An 18,900-nucleotide genomic window follows, 5' to 3' on the forward strand; every position below is an offset into this window, starting at 1 on the left:
TATGGCACGTGTTGAAAGTTTTGAATTAGATCACAATACAGTTAAAGCCCCTTATGTTCGTTTAGCGGGTACTGAAAAAAATGGTGAGGCCCTGATCGAAAAATACGATCTACGTTTTTTACAACCAAATGAAGACGAATTACCAACAGCAGCAGTTCATACATTGGAACATTTATTAGCAGTGAATTTGCGCGATCACTTAGAAGGCATCATCGATATCTCTCCAATGGGTTGTCGAACTGGTTTTTACATGATTATGTGGAATGAACATTCTCCAAAAGAAATTCGCGATGCTTTGGTTAAAGTATTGAACTTTATCGCTGAGACAGATTTCGTTCCTGCTGTTTCTGCTAAAGAGTGTGGAAACTATAAAGACCATTCTTTATTTTCTGCACAAGAATATGCGAAGATTGTTTTAGAAAAAGGAATCAGTTTAGATCCTTTTGAGCGCGTTTTATAAAATAGTAAAAAGGTCAAACCCGTATCATTCAGGTTTGACCTTTTTCTTTATCCTAAAGCTACATCTAAAATCATCATAATAATAAAACCTAGCATCACACCGAATACCGCAAAATGACGCTTACTCGTCACTGTTTGTTGCGCTTCTGGAATCAATTCTTCAACGACTACATAAATCATTGCTCCAGCTGCAAATGCTAACGCATACGGCAATAATAACGTTACTTTCGTTACTAAAACCGCGCCAATGATTCCTGCAATTGGTTCCACAATTCCTGAAGCTTGACCATAAATAAACGCTTTCTTACGACTCAAATTTTCTTGTCTCAACGGTATCGAAACCGCCGCACCTTCTGGAAAGTTTTGAATACCGATTCCCAATGCCACTGAAATTGCTGCTAACACCGCTTTTTTAGGATCATCTGCCGAATTAGCTGCCCCAAATGCCACACCTACAGCCAATCCCTCTGGAATATTATGCAACGTAATCGAAAATACTAATAAAATCGTCCGCTTTAAATGACTAGGTAGCCCCTCTTTTTCATGATTCGGACCAAAATGCATATGCGGTAACGTTTTATCTGCGATATACAAAAATAATCCACCCAAGCCAAATCCAAAACTAACCACAAGCCAAGCAATACTACCATTTTCTTCTGCCTGCTTGATCGCTGGATCTAACAATGACCAAAAACTTGCAGCAATCATCACACCAGCAGCAAAGCCTAACATCATATTCAAAATATCTTTTTTGATTTCCTTAAAAAAGAAGACCAAGCCCGCGCCCAAAGCTGTCATAAAATATGTGAATCCTGTCCCCACTAATGCTTGTTGCCAAGCCTCTAAAGATAACAGCCAATCAATTATTATGAACACCCCATCTTTCCCATTTTTTTTTCTTAACTTAACTTTATCATATCACCGATTTTATGACCACGCTAAAAATGAAAAATGCTTTCATTTGGTACAAAAATCTAGAAAGAGTATACTTTAGATAGACATAAACAAAGAAATGGAGTGAGCAAAATGTCCGAAACAATCAATGCTGCTGTTGCAATGATCAAAGTCTTAGAAAGTTGGGACATCGATCATATCTACGGAATCCCAGGAGGTTCCTTCAACTCCACAATGGATGCCTTATACCAAGAAAAAGATAGGATCCATTACATTCAAGTCCGCCATGAAGAAGTTGGGGCATTAGCTGCCGCCGCAGATGCTAAATTGACTGGAAAAATTGGGGTGGCTTTTGGTTCTGCAGGACCTGGTGCTACTCATTTGATCAACGGGTTATACGATGCGCAGATGGATCATGTCCCTGTTTTAGCGCTTTTAGGTCAAGTCGCTTCAAGCTCTATGAATTACAATTCCTTCCAAGAATTAAATGAAAACCCTATGTTTGCAGATGTCAGCGTGTATAATCGAACTGTTATGACCCCAGAAAGTTTGCCTCATGTTGTGGATGAAGCCATTAAAGCCGCATATAAGCATAATGGCGTTGCCGTTGTAACGATTCCTGTTGATTTTGGTACCAAAGAAATTCCTGTTCAAGAGGTTTCAACCGCAAAAAATCATCGAACAGCTTTAGTTATGCCACACTATAATGACTTAAAAAAGGCTGTTTCTTTGATCGAAGCTGCTGAAAAGCCCGTTCTTTATATTGGACAAGGAACTCGTGGTGCTTGGCCAGAAATCAGCGCTTTTTCTGAACACTTTTCAATGCCGATCATTTCGGCTGTCTTAGGTAAAGGCATTGTTCCAGATGCGTATGAAAACTTCCTCGGTTTTGCTGCTCGTGTGGCAACTAAACCTGCAAACGAAGCGTTAGCTGAAACAGATTTGATTGTATTTGCCGGTAGTGATTTCCCTTTTGCTGCTTATTTCTTTAACCCTGATGCTAAATTTATTCAAATCGACATTGATTCAACAAAATTAGGACGACGACATAAAACAGATATTGCGATTTTAGGTGATGCCGGGGAAGCGTTAAAACGAATGGTTGAACTAGGTGAATCACGCCCAGAAGATCGCTGGCTAAAAGCCAATCAAAAAAACAAAGAAAACTGGGTTGCTTGGTTAAGAAGTTTCGATGATACGTCAGATAAACCACTTCGTGTCGAGCCTGTTTTTAAAGAAATCCGTCGAATCGCTGATGAGGAAGCAATTTTTGTCACAGATGTTGGGAATACAACCATTCATGCGATTCGTCTGTTGGACATGAACGGCAAACAAAAATTCACGACTTCTGGTTGGTTTGCTACCATGGGCAATGCTGTTCCCGGTGGTATTGCAGCTCAGCTAAGTTATCCTGATCGGCAAGTCTTTACCTTGAGTGGTGATGGTGCTTTTGCTATGGTCATGCAAGATATCATTACCCAAGTGAAATACAAATTACCGATCATCAATGTTGTTTTTTCAAACGACTCTTTTGGCTTCATTGAAGCAGAACAAGAAGACAGTGAGCAAAAGAAATTCGGTGTCTTTTTACAAGGAGCTGATTTCGGAAAAGTTGGTGAAGCTCTTGGTGCCAAAGGGTTTACAATTACAGAATATAGTCAATTAGAACCCGCTTTTGAAGCAGCTAAACATAGTGAACGTCCTGTAGTGATCGATGTGAAAATTAGAAATACACGTCCTTTGCCTGTTGAGGAATTGGTTTTAGACCCTGAAAAATTCAGTGAAAACGAAATCCATGAATTTAAAGAAAAATATGAAGTTCATGATATGCCTGTACTGAAAGAGTTACTGAAAAACTAAAAAAACAGCAGGTGCGATTTTTACGCATCTGCTGTTTTCATATTTTATTTATCATGTTTATGGAATTTTTCTTTGATATCTTCAAAGCCTTCTTTGATTTTGTCGCCTAATTTTTCAGCGCCCTCTTTGATATCATCACCGGCATCACGAGCTTTGTCTTTTACATCGCCAAAAGCTGATTGCGCTTTACCTTCAAGTTCTTTGCCTTTATCATCTGTTACTTTACCTTGAACTTCTTTAGCTGTTCCTTCAACTTTGTCTTTTGCATCATTTACGCGTCCATTTAAATCTGCCATGTGAAAATCCCTCCTAGTTAATTTATAGTACATAACTAGCATAGCATCCTTTTTAACTTGCTACAAACGATTCGCTTTGTTTTTTATCAACGAATTATTTAGCGCCCACTCAACCATTGTTTTGCTTGATTGATTTCGTCCATAGTTATTTGATGACCTGAATTAGTCGTCGTAATTGTAACTGCTGCTTGGCGATTTTTTAATTGTTGAACCAGCTGATTTGAAGCTTCCTTTGAAACAATAGGGTCATTTTCACTCACAGACAACCACAGCCCCTTATCAGCAAGTGGAAAATCTTGGGTGTCGACACCTAAAGACATTGGGTGAAACAAAATAGCATACTTGATAGCGGTCGTACGTTCCAACAACATGTGTGCCGCAATATTAGCACCGTTCGAATAACCAACAATAACCCATTCTTCTAAAGGTATACCTTTTTCTTCACTAACTGATGTGATAGATTGGATCAGGCGGTCACTTTCTTCTTCTAGACTAACTAGGTCAAATTGATTCAACCCGTTTCGCTTAAAAAAGCGATTCATCCCTGATTCTTGAATTGTTCCGCGAAATGAAAGTAACGTAGCCTCTTCATCCAAGAAACGAGCAATGTCGAGCAATGATGTTTCGTCTCCTCCAGTACCATGAAGTAATAGTAATTTTTTGCCGTTGGGCGCACCTTTTTCAAATAGATAATGCATTTTTTTCCTCCCTTTTCCATTGTTTTTAGGACGAAAAATGATCCATCCAAAACGCTTACTTTTTGTAAGTTAAATTCATTTTAACACCTTTTATGTTATTTGTCACTTTTACAAAATGCTATAACTGACCCCAGTAATCAGCAAAGGATGCCGCTTTTTTTGACAGGCTTGCTTTTAATTGAGTCGGCTCTATTTGTATAATTGATGTTCCAAACCGAAGTAAGTAATTCGTAATAAATTCTTCCTCGGTTATATGGTAGTACCCGCTAATCAAATAATTTTCTTCAGATACTTGGATTGACATTGAAGGGTAGTTTTCCTTAGAAAAAATATCTTTGCCCTTTTCATCGACTTTGATTGAAAATGACGTTAGTTGTTCCTTTTGATAAAACGTTTCAGCTTTTTCTAATAGCATTTCAAGTGGTAGTGAATCTTGACGGTTTTCTTCTTCTAGTGACTCAATTTTATCGCAACGAATGACACGAATTTGTTGGGTTTCAATCGTCCAAATTCTAGCATACCATTGGCCAAACTTAGAAGAAAGCTGAATAAATTGAGCCTTGATGGACACTTTTTCTTGCTTTTTTGCATACCGAATGTTAAAGATCTTTTCATGAAGGATTCCTTCAACGATTTCTTTTAAATACTGACTGACATTGCTGTGATTGACTTGCTCAAGTGTAATGATTTTACGCATTAATAAAAGTTTTTGCTGTAACTTCTCTGGCAGAACCTGACTATATTTTAATTCAAGTGTACTGCTTTCCATGTTGAACGGTGTAGAGCGATAACCTTTTAACGTTAACAAAGCAAAATAAAGAGCATAAATCTCACCTTCTGTAAATAAACCTGGAGCCACTATCCGAGTATCCAACAGTTGATATTTACCATATCTTCCAAGTTCAGAGTAAATCGGTAGACCAATTTCTTCAAGTGACTGTATATCTCTCAGCGCTGTACTTTTTGAAATGTTATATCGATCGATCAATTCTTTTAAATTAAAACTATTTTTATTGGCTAAAAAAAGAATCATATCATTGATGCGTTCTGCTTTTTTCATAACTCCTCCTAAAAGTATCATGTTTTGACACCTTTGATCAGTATACTAAAGGTGGAAAGAAAATAAAAGAAATGAGGAATTCATATGACTTTAGAAATTGCAGTATTTTTATCCATGAATGGACGTGCTGGAGAGGCTTTGGCGTTTTATAAAAAACATTTAGGAGCTAAAGAGCTACTCGTTGTGACCTATGAAGACATGGCCAAAAGAGATGACAGTTTCCTAGTGACAGAAGAAAATAAACAATTCATTTCCCATTCAGTTTTACAAATTGGTCAAACGAAACTAATGATTGCAGAAGATTCAATGGATCCAACCCAATCATTTAAAATAGGTACTAACTTTTCTTTGTGTATTCAAAGTGCTGATTTAGTCGAAATTGAAACTTTTTATTCCAATCTAACATCAGATGATCGTGTCAAAATCATTGTACCGTTGAATCAAAATGTTTTCAGTGGTGCTTACGGGATTGTAGAGGATCCTTTTGGGGTACAAATTCAGTTAATGCATGATGAACGCTTAAAATAAACAAGAGCCAAACACTTATGATGGACTTCTCATCATAATTGTTTGGCTTACTTTTTGCTTAAAACTATTTAATCAGTACATAATCCAAATCAACCATTTTCGCCCAAGCTACGATTTGCTTGGAAGAAAGGTTCAAGGAAACAACGGTATGATGCCCCCCACCGCTTTGGATCCAAGAATGAACGCCGGATTTAAAATCAGGTTTTACTTTCCAAAGAATTCTGGCAACAGGTAAATGAGGTGCTGGTTCAGTTGGTTCAAATGCATCCACTTCATTGATCAATAAACGATAATTCGTGCCAAAATCGGCCATAGAAACAACCACTCCTGACCCGGCTTTCCCGTCAAAAACTAGACGAGCTGGATCTTCACGATTGCCCATACTCAATGGCGAAACCACGATTTTTGGCTTATTGACTGCTAGTGTCGGATCCACTTCCATCATATGAGATTGCAAAATCGCTTCTTTTCCTGGTGTTAGTTCATACGTATAATCTTCCATAAAACCAGTATTTTCATTGTGAGCCATAATTTTCATCATACGATCGATCGCAGCTGTTTTCCAATCTCCTTCACCTGCAAAACCATAGCCTTCCGCCATTAAACGCTGAACAGCTAAGCCTGGCAATTGTTTCATACCATATAAGTCCTCAAAATTACTTGTAAAAGCTGAATAGTTGCCCTCTTCTAAGAAACGGCGCAATCCGATTTCGATCCGAGCTTGTTCTTTAACATGTTTTGTCCAAACTTCTTCTGCATATTCTCCAAGTTCAAAATCATACAATTTTTTATATTCGGCAAACAATGCATCGATTTCGGCATCTGTTACTTGATCGATTACGGCAACCAAATCGCCGATACCATAATAATCAACCACCCAGCCAAACTTGATTTGCGCTTCAACTTTATCCCCTTCTGTCACAGCAACGTTCCGCATATTATCACCAAAACGAGCAACTTTGATAGCAAAACTTTCCGCATAAGCAGCTGCTACATCCATCCACTCAGAAATTTGTTTTTGAACAGATTCATGCTGCCAATACCCAACGACTATTTCATTATTGATCTTTAAACGAGCATTGATAAACCCATATTCCCGATCCCCATGAGCTGCTTGATTTAAATTCATAAAATCCATATCAATCGTGCTCCATGGGATACTTTCGTTATATTGCGTGGCTAAATGCAACAACGGTTTTTGTAGTAATTGCGTGCCTCTGATCCACATTTTTGCAGGAGAAAATGTATGCATCCATGTAATTACGCCAGCAACTTCATCATTGTAGTTTGCTTCTTTCATAATCCTTGTAATGACATCCGCTGAAACTGCTAATTCATCTTTCAAAACGATTGGATATGGTAATTTTCCACTTTCATTTAATCCAGTTGCAATTTCCTGTGCATGCTTTTTTACTTCTAATAATGTTTCTTCTCCGTATAAATGTTGCGAACCTACGATAAACCAAAATTCTTTTTTACCTGTCTTTAACATATTTGTTTCGCTCCTTCAAAGAATTCTTTTATTTTTGACCATAATAAGCATCGGTCCCGTGCTTGCGTAAATAATGTTTATCTAAAATACGTTGCGGTAAGGTTTCAGCAAAATGATTGAGCTCTCTAGCAAATAAGTTCATTTTGCACACCTCGTCCAAAACAACTGCATTCATCACTGCACTTTTTGCATCTTTTCCCCACGTGAATGGGCCATGTCCATGAAGTAAAACACCTGGAACTTCCATAGGATCGATGTTTCGCCTTTCAAATGTTTCTATGATCACATTACCTGTTTCTGTTTCATATCCTTGATTGATTTCAGCCTGATTTAAAAAACGTGCACAAGGAATTGATCCATAAAAAGTATCCGCATGAGTTGTGCCCATCGCTGGTACATCTAATCCAGCTTGAGCCCAAATCGTCGCCCAAGTTGAATGGGTATGCACAATTCCTCCAACCTTAGGAAATTTTTGGTATAACACCGCATGCGTAGGTGTATCTGAAGATGGGTTTAGTTTTCCTTCAATTACTTGTCCATTTAAATCACAAACGACCATGTCTTCAGCAGTCAATGTTTCATAATCAACGCCACTAGGTTTAATCACAAAAAGTCCTTTATCACGATCGATCGCACTGACATTTCCCCAGGTATATTTGATCAGTCCTTGTTTAGGCAATTCAAGATTTGCTTGAAAAACTTCTTCTTTCAGCTGTTCTAACATCATTGATTCCTCTCTTTCTACTGCAGGTAGTCAACGGCTGCTTGCTCGATTGGCAGTCCTTTTTTATAACAATCAATAAAAAGCTCAAAGCCAGCTTTTTCTTCTTGATTTGGACCCACAGTGTTTTTTTCAGCGTTAATGAATATCGTTTGAGTAAGGTAATTCGCTAAAGTCAATTCCGCTGTCTTTTCGCGCATAAAAGCGGCTAATAAAGCAATCCCCCAAGCACCGCCTTCTCCAGCATTTTCCATCACAGAAACTGGCGAGTCCATCACTGATGCCACAACTTTTTGACAAACTTCTTTCGTTTTGAACAAACCGCCATGTCCGACAACACTATCGATCCGTACCGCTTCCTCTTTTAATAGAATATCCATACCGATCTTTAATGCGCCAAAAGCCGAGTATAAATGAACTTGCATAAAATTAGCCAAATTAAACTTACTCTCAGGTGTGCGAACAAACAAAGGGCGCCCCGCTTTGATTCCCGTAATATTTTCGCCTGAATAATACCCATAAGAAAGCAAACCACCACAATCTTTGTCCCCTTCGAGTGTTTTTAAAAATAAGGTTTCAAATAATTCTGTTGTTTGGATGGGTACACCGATCATTTCAGCAAATTCTTTAAATAGTTGTACCCAAGCATTGATCTCTGACGAGCAGTTATTCGCATGAACCATCGCCACTAAACTACCAGATGGTGTTGTGACAATATCAATTTGTGGGTAAACTTTTTTCAACGGTTTGTCTAAAACAATCATAGCAAACACAGAGGTTCCAGCTGAGATATTTCCTGTATGCTCTGCCACACTATTCGTTGCAACCATTCCAGTTCCAGCATCTCCTTCTGGTGGGCACATCGGAATTCCACTTTGAAGAGTTCCGCTTATGTCTAACAGTTTTGCTCCGCTTTCAGTTAATTGACCAGCTTTTTCACCCGCTATGCGGATTTCAGGTAAGATCTGAGTTAATGTCCATGGATATCTTTGTTCACGAATCAAATCGTCAAATTGTCTTACCATGCCAACATCATAGTTTTTTGTGGCGGCATCAATTGGGAACATGCCAGAAGCATCTCCGATTCCTATGACTTTTTTACCAGTTAATTGCCAATGAATATAGCCAGAAAGAGTTGTAATATAATCAATCTCCTGTACATGTTTTTCATCATTCAAAATAGCTTGATATAAGTGTGCAATGCTCCATCTTTGAGGAATATTATGCTCAAATAATGCGGTCAGTTCTTTTTCAGCTTGTTCAGTTGAAGCGTTTCTCCATGTCCGAAAAGGAACGAGTAACTCTCCATTTTTATCAAATGCTAAATAGCCATGCATCATACCGCTAAAGCCGATTGAACCAATAGTTGTAAGTACTTCACCATATTTTTCTGTGACTTCTTTTGCCATAGTTTGATAACTGTCTTTTAGCCCTTGCCAAATATCGTTAAGCGCATATGTCCAATTTCCATCTTCTAAACGATTTTCCCATTCATGACTGCCTGAAGCAATCGGGGTATAATCTGAGCCAATCAATACAGCTTTGATGCGCGTCGAACCGAATTCAATGCCTAACGAGGTACGACCATTTACAATATCTGCCTTGATGCTATTGTTTTTATCATCCACAGTTAGCCCTCCAATACTAATTGTTTTATCTCTGATTCAACGAACTGGTTCTCCAAAAACTGGAAATCCCTTCTCATCCCATTCGAAAATTTGTGCTCTCGCATGACGATTTGGATTGTTTAAAGGATCACCTACCTTGTTTGGTTCTGGTCTAGCATGATAAACGATTACATCACGTTTGCCATCTTCACTGACTGTAAATGAATTATGTCCTGGACCAAATTGTTGATTTTCGGGAGAACTTTTAAAAACAGGTTCAACCGTTTTATTCCAAGAGAATCCATTCAGTAAATCACTCTTTTCATCTGCCCATAATAAACCCATAGCATAATTTTCGTCTGTCGCACTACCTGAATACGTGATAAACACTTTACCGTTTCTGATGATTGCTGCGGCGCCCTCGTTCACAGAAAATCCAATTTTTTCCCAAGGATATTCAGGCACCGATAATAGCGTTTGTTTCCCTTTTAGAGTCCAAGGATTTTCCATCTCTGAAATGTATAAATTAGAATTACCCGGAATAACTGGATCTTGCTGTGCCCATACGTAATAAAGACGTGCTTGATGTTCAAACATCGTACCATCCAAGCTAAAACTTTCAAATTGGGTCTTGATTTGCCCTTTTTCTACCCAATTTGTATTCATAGGATCTTCCTCAGCATTTTCAATAACAAACATGCGGTGGTGATGGTTTTCATTGCGAATTTCCTCGTTGTCACTTGCGGCAAAATAGATATACCATTTCCCTCGTACAAAGTGGATTTCAGGTGCCCAGATCAAACAACTCGTTGGTCCTGTTTCTGGCGCCTTCCAAACCGTTATTCGTTCTCCATTTTCTAAATCATTTAACGATCTAGCCCGACGAAGTTCAATCGATTTATAACCTGGCACTGAACCAGTAAAATAATAATAACCATCACTATGTTTATAGACCCAAGGATCAGCTCTTTCTAAAACAATTGGGTTTGTATAAATTTTTTGCGGATTTTCCCCTGACATAGACATTGACTCCCTTATTTTCCAACTCTTATCACATTCCAAGAATAAGGTGCGGCAGTGATGTCGATTTGATTGTTCGTAAGACTGACGCGCCCTTTTACCTCTTTTGGTTGAACATTAGTTGGATTTTCTCTTGTATTTGTATCTTCTAAATTTTTACTAGATAATTCTGAGTGACTAATTTCTCCTGAGAAATCAATCGTTGTGTTTACAACAATCTTTTCTTCCTCCGCGGAACGATTGACGATAAAACAAATCAATTCTGTTTCTGAATCCACAACCACTGAATCGATATATGGCACCTCTTGATAGATATCGGTATGATAAAGAGTCCCTGATGAAACACTTTGTAAGACGGTCCCTTTCGCTAGATTACTCAAATCTTTCATAACAAAATACGTTGGATTACACCACGATTGTCCCATGGCATCCGTCAATATCAAGGGAATCGTATTCACTAACAAAGACTGACAAGTAATTTTGATACGATCAGCCCGTCTTAAAATCGATAAACCCATTGAAGCAAATAACAACGTATCTTCCATCGAAAAGTGACACCAATCAATTGGACTACCTAATTCAAAGTTGCGATGTTCTTTTTCTGGAAAGTTGTGAACATTCCATTCATCAAAAGCCAAATACATTGTTTTGTCACTGCGGACTAATGCTTTTACGTAATCACATGTGGCAATCACCGCTTCGATCTGCTTATCAAATTCGATGGAACGAGCTAAGTAAGTTGGTGTATCGTCTGGCTCGCGCGGCGCCTTTTTGCTTAAATCCTCATCTTGACAACGATCGATATAATTATGCAGTGCCAAATAATCAACTGTTTCATATGCTTGTTCTAAACTAACGCGATCCCATTCAGGGTAAGAATCCAATTTGGGAGTGGAACTTCCGACTAGAACTGTTTCGATCGTGTCATCAACCAATTTCATCGCTTTTGATGCTTCATTTGCTAAACGTCCGTATTCATACGCTGTTTTTCTACCTATTTGCCAAGGTCCGTCCAGCTCATTCCCTAAACACCACACTTTAACATCGTGTGTTTTCTTAATCCCATGAGATTTTCGCAAATCACTCCAGTAAGTTCCTTCAGGAAAATTGCAATATTCAACAAGATTACGTGCATCATCGATCCCTTTTGTTCCAAGGTTGACCGTCATCATGGGTTCAGAGCCAACTAATTTGAGCCAATCAAAAAATTCGTTCAATCCAAAAGTATTTGGTTCAATCCCACGCCACGCAAGCTCCAGTTTTGTTTTTCGATTTTCTATCGGTCCAATCGTATCTGTCCAGTCATAACCTGAAGTGAAATTTCCACCAGGATAACGGATAATCCCTAAATTTAATGCTTTAATTTTATTTAACACATCTAAACGAAAACCATGTTCATCGGCATCCGGATGTTCTGGCTCGTAAATCCCTGTATAAACCACGCTGCCCATCTGTTCGATAAAAGAACCAAACAATCGCGGACTGATTTTGCCCACTTTAAATTCCTTATTTATTTCTATCGTTGTCGGCATACTTTCCCTCCTTCAATTTCGCCTTATGTGAATGAACATTTTCTTTTTGCAACTTATTTTATAGATTCCTATTGCCGAGATGATCGGTGTAAAAAAAACAGTGACTGGCAATAGAAACACTAGAAAACCATTGATTAAAACTAGTACTAGAATGAGCATATCTAAAAGAAAATTTGTACATAAACTGAGCACTGTTGCTTTGAATAACTCAACGAAGTTTAATCCCTTTGTTATACCATCGATAAAAGTCATATTTATAAAAAGTAACCCCACTATCAAACTAGTTACAATCAACCCAACAACGATTGGTTTATCGTCCGAAAATAGAGTAGATAATAGTGAAAAATCAAAATAGATCACACTGAAACTAAGCAAAAACAAGCCGGAAATAAGGATTCTACGAATGAACTTTTCTTTGAATTTAGTAAAAAACAGATACAGGATAGTACCTGTTTCCCCTTCATGCCATTGATCCACCACATAAATCATTGAAACAGATGCCCCGTAAATAGTAATCAACGGAAATGAACAAATCAGCCACAATAACCCTAACAATAGATAATCCGTAATCACCATCATTGCGCCATAAAATCGACTATTGATCAGTTTCATTTTCTTCCCCCTATTCTTTCATTCCAGACATCGCCGTGCTTTGAACAAAGTACTTTTGAGCAAACATGTAAATGATCAGCAGCGGCAACATCGAAATAACTGTTCCCGCCATAACTGGGCCATAAAAGGAAATATTTTGTCCAGTAAATAAGGCCAAACCAGCTGGTAGCGTTCTCATCTTAGAGCTGCTTGTTAAAATAAGTGGATACAATAAATCATTCCAACTATTCATCAAGGTAAAAATCGCCAGGGACAACATTGTTGGTTTGCTTAACGGCAACATTATCTTTAAAAATATTTTAAATTCATTGAGTCCATCCACCCGAGCGGCTTCTTCTAGATCCTTTGGTAATGTTACAAAAAATGATCGCATCATGAATATTCCAAATGCACTCGTCATTTTTGGAATGATCAACCCAGCGTACGTATCAAGCAGGCCTAATTTATTGATTTCAATAAACAACGGAATCATAAAGACTTGAAAAGGGATCATCATTGTTAGTAACACAAAATAGAAGAAAACTGATTTTCCCTTGAAATTCATTCTGGCAAATGCATAGCCAGCTAGTGAGTCAAAGAAAACTGACGTCAACACAACTCCGCCTGAAAATATAACGGTATTTTTGATATAGTCTAGTAAAGGAATCGTTGACCACACTTTAATATAGTTTTCAAAGGTATACTTATCCGCAAGAATTTTAGGTGGAAAAGAGATAATATCTTTTTCATATTTAAATGATGAAATAACTAACCAAATAAAAGGAAAGGCAATAATTACTAAAATGATCGTCATTGCGATTTTAGTAAAAATAGAGGTTTTATCCTTTTTCTTCAGCGACCTTTTGTCTTTATTTGCAGGACTTCTATCAAGTGTTGCTGAATGCTCTACAAGTTCTGTCATTTTTTTCATCTCCTATTTCATTTGGCGTTCTTTTCTTGTCATGTAAACATTAGCTGTAATAGCAATAACTGCCACTAATACAAACAACACGGAAGATAATGAGGAAGCATAACCTAACTCATACGGTGCAGAAAATCCTCGGCTGTAGATATATTGTACGGCTGTCTCTGTTTTAAACTGTGGACCACCGCCTGTTGCTACATAAACTTGGTCAAAGACTTGCATTGAACCAATCAAATTAGTCAAAATACAAAAGCCTAATGAAGGCACGATTTGCGGCAACGTAATATTAAAAAATTGCTCTTTTTTAGTTGCCCCATCCATTTCAGCTGATTCATATAATGAAGGTGAAATCCCTTGAATGCTTGTTAAGAGAATCGTCATAGTCACTCCAAAGTTTTTCCAAACCGTCATAAAAGCGACTGTAGGCATTGCAAGCGTTGGATCTCTAAAAAATTGAGGGATCGGCATGCCTAGTTGAGAAAGTACGTAAGGAATCGCACCAATATTTGGATCTAACAGCATTGAAAAAATAATGGCAATCGATGTCAACGAACAAATAACGGGAATATAAAAAGTTGATCGACAAAAACGATTAAATCTTGTGTTTTTTGATAATAAAACTGCAAATAGCAAGCCTACAATAATCTGAGCCGGTGTTTCTAGTAACGTAAAATACAATGTATGGATCAACGATCGAACCGCTCGTTCATCTTGAAATACCCGGAGAAAATTGTCAAAACCAGTAAACGTAGTATTCGTAAAGAATATATTGATTTTAAAAAAACTGAGTGCAAATGTCCCAATCAACGGAATCACTGTAAAAAACAGCAAAACCAAAATTGATGGTGCGAGAAAAAGATACCCCGCTCGACTTGGTTTATTCCAATAAGTTGAAAGTGATGTCCTATAGTTCTTCATCTGTTTTCCATCCCCTTTTTTGCGAGTATGTAGTGAAACAATCAAGCGAAAACACACTCATTTTTTACTCTTTAATGAGTGTGTTTTCATCCGTCTTACTTATTTGTTAGTTAACATGTCATTGATTGCTTTGTCAGCGTCTTTCATTAGTTTTTCAGGATCATCACCAGCTAATAATTTTTCGATCAATGGATTCATAATATCGTTGTTGATCGAAGGTAGTTGATCGAATCCCGGTAAGAATGGTTTAGCAAATTCTATTTGTTTCCCTAGTTCTGAGACAATTGGATCTGCTTTGACTTCAGCGTCTTCACTAACGGATTTCAAGTATGGCGGAAAGCCATTTTCAATACTCCATTTCTTACCAATTTCTGTTGTATTCCAATATTTAATAAATTCATAGATAGCTTCTTTTTTCGAATCATCTGTGCTGGCTGGAATACCAAATCCTACACCATCTAAAATTGCATGTTCATTTTTTCCAGCAATAAGTTGTGGAATCGTTGTGACACCATAATTGATTTCATTTTTCTTCAAACCATTGTTTAACCATGGACCATTTAACTCGATTGCTAATTGCCCAGCGTTCATCAAATTATCCATTTCAGCACCAGAAATGGATTCTGGACCAGTTTTATCCGTATGAATCATTGTTTGGATTTTTTTCAGTACTTCTAACGTTTCAGGTGAGGCAAATTCCGACTTTGTATAATCATCGTTCACTAATTTCCCACCATTCGCTAAAACCCAGTTATACAATGGTGCGGTACCATCTTTGTTAAAAACAAACCCAGAAACATTTTTAGACGCATCTGTTAATTTTGGTGCCATTTCAGTTAGCTCATCCCAAGTTTTCGGCGGTTTATTTTCATCTAAGCCAGCAGCTTTAAATAAATCTTTGTTCCAATAGGTATACATCCCTTGAACTTGCATTGGAATATAATATTGTTGTTCATCCACTGTTCCTAATTCCAAAGCAGTTTTTGTGAAATCAGATTTGTCGACTCCTTTGTAGTCCCAAAAATCATCTAATGGTTGAACGGCACCATTCTTAACATATTGAGCAAAGTCTCCATAATTCAGCAACATAAAATCAGGGCCTGTCTTAGAAGAAATCGCAGGTGGAAGCTTTTCATTTAAGTTCGCCCAAGTCATGACATCCATTTCAATTGTGATACCTTTATCATTTTTCTTATTGAAATCGTTAACAATACTTTGTAGTATCTCTCCATCAGATGCTGTAAAACCATTCCAAAAGGTCAATTTTGTTTTGCCGTCAGCTGACTCAGAAGCTTTTTTTTCATTGCCTCCTCCGCAAGCACTTAACAATAATAGACTGCAACCTAACACAAGTGATGCTCCTAAAATTTTCTTCCATGCTTTCATCTTTTTTCTCTCCCTAGTTAATTTAGTAGTAAAAGCTTAGCCAAAATCATTAACCAAAACCTGATTAAACCTCCTTCATTTCATTTACAACTAAATAATATACCTAATTGCAAACGCTGTCAATAACAATTATACGAATCATATTATAAATTAAAACCATCGATTAACATTTATATTAAACATTTACAAAATATACCTCAGATGATACGATGGACGTAAATAAAACTATGAATAGGTGGGAGCATATGCAACTAGATATTTCAGATCAATCTTTATCAACCTATGAAGCTTTAGCAAGTTCAGTAAGACTACATATCATTCGGCTACTATCGGAGAAAAAAATGAACAACAAGGAATTAGCTAAAGAACTGAACTTAAGCAGCGCTATCGTGACAATGCACATCAATAAGCTTGAAGAAGCCCATTTGATCAGAACAGAACGAGTTGGTCAGCAAAAAATTTCTAGTTTAAAAGTCGACACTATCGAAATCAGTTTTCCAGAAAAAATCTTTCATGCATTTGATACCTATGAAACGTCGATTCCTGTTGGTTTATATACAAACTACCAAGTCAAACCAACATGTGGCTTAGCTACAGAAACGCACCGTATTGGTATTTTTGATGAGCCAAAATATTTTATGGCCCCAGAAAGAATGAACGCTAAAATATTATGGTTTACCGAAGGCTTTATTGAATATCAGATTACTAATTTTCTGCAAGCTGAAGACACGCTAGAAATGTTGGAAATTTCTTTTGAGATTTCTTCTGAATTTCCTTTTGCAAATAATGAATGGCCGTCTGATATCACGTTCACTTTAAATGATATTGAATTAGGCACTTGGACTAGTCCAGGGGATTTCTACGATGCTAGAGGGAAATTAACACCTGATTGGTGGGAAGATCATCTCAATCAATATGGTTTACTTAAAACGATCCGAATTACGCATCACGGAACAAATGTGGACAGCAATATTTTATCAGACGTTACGATAGCCGATATCAAAAGTGAAATGGATACGTGGAAATTGAAAATCGAAGTGAAAGAGGATGCAGATAATATGGGCGGCTGCACATTATTTGGCCGTGAGTTTGGTAATCACGATCAAGATATCAAAGTAAAAATGTATTACCGCTAAACACTAAACAAGCTGAAAAATGATGTCTCAATCATTTTTCAGCTTGTTCCTTTTAGTCAATCGATTCGTCTTCTTTCACCAATGACCAACTGGACATTTTTTAACTGCTAAACTAGCTCGAAATTCAAAAAAACAACCGCATTTGGAACAAGTGTGAGCAACTCTAAAAGGACATGTCTCACACAACTTTATTCGTTTTATTTTGACTTGTTCTTTGACGACATTTGTTTCAAGAAGTAACTGTTCCTCAATCAACTGTTGTACATCTAAATTAGTGGTAGATTCTTTGATTTCACAACCAATACAACTCATCAGCTACTCAACTACAATCGAAACAACAGACATCGGCGGAATTATCACGTTAAGCGTTCCATTGAGTATAGAAAGTTCCTTGAATGGCTTAATCGAAATCGTTTCTGGGTGAGTGAAGTCATTGTACGCATCCATCGATTCTGCTGTAATATAGTTTGCATCAACCAGTGTTAAATCATTATCTCCATCAAAAGAAAGTTCTTTCGATGCTGTTAATGAAAAATGACAGATAGAAATCGTCACTTTCTCCTTTTTTTTAGAAATTGTATAAGAGATTGTATCATTTTCATCTCCATAACTATCGATCAATTCACCATCTTGATGATTTTTATACAAATCAAACACATGATAAGTAGGTGTCTTGACCATTTGCTCTCCGTCTGTTAATAACATTGCTTGGAGCACATTGACAGTTTGTGCGATATTAGCCATGTGCACTCGGTCAGCATGTTTATGGAAAATATTCAATGTTACTGCTGCAACCATTGCATCTCTGATAGTATTTTGCTGATAAAGAAATCCGGGATTGGTCCCTGGCTCTACCGACAACCACGAACCCCATTCGTCAACGATCAAACCAATTCGTTTGTCAGGATCATATTTATCCATGATCGTGCTATGTTTAGTGATCAATTCATCCATCTTTTGCGCACTAGCAATCAACGACCACCATTGTTCTTCTGGAAAATTCAGTGCTGGACCTTTGTCTTCCCAAGCCCCTGTTAAAGCATAATGATGCAAACTGATTCCGTCCATAAACGGTGCAGCACTATTCATTACCTGCTCCATCCAATTGTAATCATCAATATTAGGACCACAAGCAATTTTATAGATTTTGTCTTTGCCATATTGTCTGACGTAGGTTTGATAGCGACGATACAAATCAGCATAATATTCAGGACGCATATTTCCACCACAGCCCCAGCTTTCATTTCCTACACCGAAAAATGCTACTTTCCACGGATCTACCTGATGGTTTTCTTTTCTTAAATTGGCCATAGGTGATTCACCATTCATCGTCATGTATTCGACCCATTCCTGCATTTCTTGAACCGTGCCACTTCCCACATTGCCATTAATGTATGCTTCACAGCCTAATTGTGAGACCAACTCAAAAAATTCATGTGTACCAAAATGATTGTTTTCAGTCAAACCGCCCCAATGTGTATTGACCATTTTTTTTCTTTTTTCTTTGGGACCAATTCCATCTTTCCAGTGATATTCATCGGCGAAGCACCCACCCGGCCAACGTAAAACGGGTACACAAATATTTTTTAAGGCATCAACGACATCCGTCCTGATACCGTTCTTATTTGGAATAGGCGAATTTTCTCCTACCCAAATTCCCTCATAAATACAGCGTCCTAAATGCTCTGCAAAATGACCATAAATATATTTACTGATTTTAGTGCCTGATTTATTGGGTGTCATAATAATTTTCATCTATCTCATCCTTTGTATTTTA

The 18,900-nt window shown here is 37.5% G+C and carries 19 protein-coding genes; 4 read left to right on the forward strand and 15 right to left on the reverse strand.

The features are described from left to right. Position 1: 1 nt before the first annotated feature. Complete coding sequence (locus tag A5821_RS05345; protein ID WP_010771832.1) at positions 2-460, forward strand: S-ribosylhomocysteine lyase; 459 nt, start codon at positions 2-4, stop codon at positions 458-460. A gap of 47 nt (positions 461-507) precedes the next feature. Here the strand turns inward: A5821_RS05345 and A5821_RS05350 are convergent, their stop codons facing one another. After that, the gene (locus tag A5821_RS05350) at positions 508-1,326 is read right to left on the reverse strand and encodes a ZIP family metal transporter (RefSeq protein ID WP_086314313.1); all 819 of its coding nucleotides are present in this window, start codon (positions 1,324-1,326) and stop codon (positions 508-510) included. A 159-nt stretch (positions 1,327-1,485) separates the two neighbouring features. Between A5821_RS05350 and spxB the strand changes: the two genes are divergently transcribed. Continuing rightward, positions 1,486-3,213 (forward strand): pyruvate oxidase, encoded by a 1,728-nt coding sequence (gene spxB / locus A5821_RS05355; RefSeq protein ID WP_086313557.1) that lies wholly within the window; start codon positions 1,486-1,488, stop codon positions 3,211-3,213. 44 nt (positions 3,214-3,257) lie between these two features. On the opposite strand, the gene A5821_RS05360 is transcribed toward spxB, so the two are convergent. From A5821_RS05360 to A5821_RS05370, 3 genes are all read right to left on the reverse strand, one after another. Further along, complete coding sequence (locus A5821_RS05360; RefSeq protein WP_086313558.1) at positions 3,258-3,509, reverse strand: YtxH domain-containing protein; 252 nt, start codon at positions 3,507-3,509, stop codon at positions 3,258-3,260. Between the two features lie 98 nt (positions 3,510-3,607). Then, complete coding sequence (locus A5821_RS05365; RefSeq protein ID WP_086313559.1) at positions 3,608-4,207, reverse strand: alpha/beta hydrolase; 600 nt, start codon at positions 4,205-4,207, stop codon at positions 3,608-3,610. 118 nt (positions 4,208-4,325) lie between these two features. Beyond that, complete coding sequence (locus tag A5821_RS05370) at positions 4,326-5,267, reverse strand: helix-turn-helix transcriptional regulator (RefSeq protein ID WP_086313560.1); 942 nt, start codon at positions 5,265-5,267, stop codon at positions 4,326-4,328. An 84-nt stretch (positions 5,268-5,351) separates the two neighbouring features. Here A5821_RS05370 and A5821_RS05375 point away from each other — a divergent pair, with 84 nt between their 5' ends. Beyond that, positions 5,352-5,795 carry a VOC family protein gene (locus A5821_RS05375; RefSeq protein ID WP_086313561.1) on the forward strand — a complete coding sequence of 148 codons (444 nt, stop codon included), beginning with the start codon at positions 5,352-5,354 and terminating at the stop codon, positions 5,793-5,795. 64 nt (positions 5,796-5,859) lie between these two features. Here A5821_RS05375 and araA read toward each other — a convergent pair whose 3' ends face one another. From araA to A5821_RS05420, 9 genes are all read right to left on the reverse strand, one after another. Then, on the reverse strand, positions 5,860-7,287 hold the full coding sequence (gene araA, locus A5821_RS05380) for an L-arabinose isomerase (protein WP_086313562.1): 1,428 nt from the start codon (positions 7,285-7,287) through the stop codon (positions 5,860-5,862). Positions 7,288-7,315: 28 nt separating this feature from the next. Continuing rightward, the gene (locus A5821_RS05385) at positions 7,316-8,011 is read right to left on the reverse strand and encodes an L-ribulose-5-phosphate 4-epimerase (RefSeq protein WP_086314314.1); all 696 of its coding nucleotides are present in this window, start codon (positions 8,009-8,011) and stop codon (positions 7,316-7,318) included. Between the two features lie 17 nt (positions 8,012-8,028). Then, positions 8,029-9,636 carry a xylulokinase gene (locus A5821_RS05390; RefSeq protein WP_086313563.1) on the reverse strand — a complete coding sequence of 536 codons (1,608 nt, stop codon included), beginning with the start codon at positions 9,634-9,636 and terminating at the stop codon, positions 8,029-8,031. A 36-nt stretch (positions 9,637-9,672) separates the two neighbouring features. After that, complete coding sequence (locus A5821_RS05395) at positions 9,673-10,635, reverse strand: family 43 glycosylhydrolase (RefSeq protein ID WP_086313564.1); 963 nt, start codon at positions 10,633-10,635, stop codon at positions 9,673-9,675. A gap of 14 nt (positions 10,636-10,649) precedes the next feature. Then, the gene (locus A5821_RS05400; protein ID WP_086313565.1) at positions 10,650-12,167 is read right to left on the reverse strand and encodes an alpha-N-arabinofuranosidase; all 1,518 of its coding nucleotides are present in this window, start codon (positions 12,165-12,167) and stop codon (positions 10,650-10,652) included. 12 nt (positions 12,168-12,179) lie between these two features. Further along, positions 12,180-12,779: a YesL family protein gene (locus A5821_RS05405; protein WP_086313566.1), complete on the reverse strand. Its 600-nt coding sequence runs from the start codon at positions 12,777-12,779 to the stop codon at positions 12,180-12,182. Between the two features lie 10 nt (positions 12,780-12,789). Next, positions 12,790-13,572: a carbohydrate ABC transporter permease gene (locus A5821_RS05410; protein ID WP_240488099.1), complete on the reverse strand. Its 783-nt coding sequence runs from the start codon at positions 13,570-13,572 to the stop codon at positions 12,790-12,792. A gap of 120 nt (positions 13,573-13,692) precedes the next feature. Next, positions 13,693-14,601 carry a carbohydrate ABC transporter permease gene (locus A5821_RS05415; protein ID WP_069646818.1) on the reverse strand — a complete coding sequence of 303 codons (909 nt, stop codon included), beginning with the start codon at positions 14,599-14,601 and terminating at the stop codon, positions 13,693-13,695. Between the two features lie 99 nt (positions 14,602-14,700). Beyond that, positions 14,701-15,987, reverse strand: coding sequence for an ABC transporter substrate-binding protein (locus A5821_RS05420; protein ID WP_069646560.1), 1,287 nt, complete (start codon positions 15,985-15,987; stop codon positions 14,701-14,703). A gap of 245 nt (positions 15,988-16,232) precedes the next feature. On the opposite strand from A5821_RS05420, the gene A5821_RS05425 reads away from it, so the two are divergent. Next, positions 16,233-17,123: an ArsR/SmtB family transcription factor gene (locus A5821_RS05425; RefSeq protein WP_086313567.1), complete on the forward strand. Its 891-nt coding sequence runs from the start codon at positions 16,233-16,235 to the stop codon at positions 17,121-17,123. A 75-nt stretch (positions 17,124-17,198) separates the two neighbouring features. Here the strand turns inward: A5821_RS05425 and A5821_RS05430 are convergent, their stop codons facing one another. Together A5821_RS05430 and A5821_RS05435 are read right to left on the reverse strand one after the other, a co-directional pair. Beyond that, on the reverse strand, positions 17,199-17,435 hold the full coding sequence (locus A5821_RS05430; protein WP_069646562.1) for a DUF6171 family protein: 237 nt from the start codon (positions 17,433-17,435) through the stop codon (positions 17,199-17,201). A 3-nt stretch (positions 17,436-17,438) separates the two neighbouring features. Continuing rightward, complete coding sequence (locus tag A5821_RS05435) at positions 17,439-18,878, reverse strand: alpha-N-arabinofuranosidase (protein ID WP_086313568.1); 1,440 nt, start codon at positions 18,876-18,878, stop codon at positions 17,439-17,441. Between the last annotated feature and the right edge of the window lie 22 nt (positions 18,879-18,900).

This window comes from Enterococcus sp. 7F3_DIV0205, from assembly GCF_002141365.2.
Classification (GTDB): Bacteria; Bacillota; Bacilli; order Lactobacillales; family Enterococcaceae; genus Enterococcus_L; species Enterococcus_L palustris.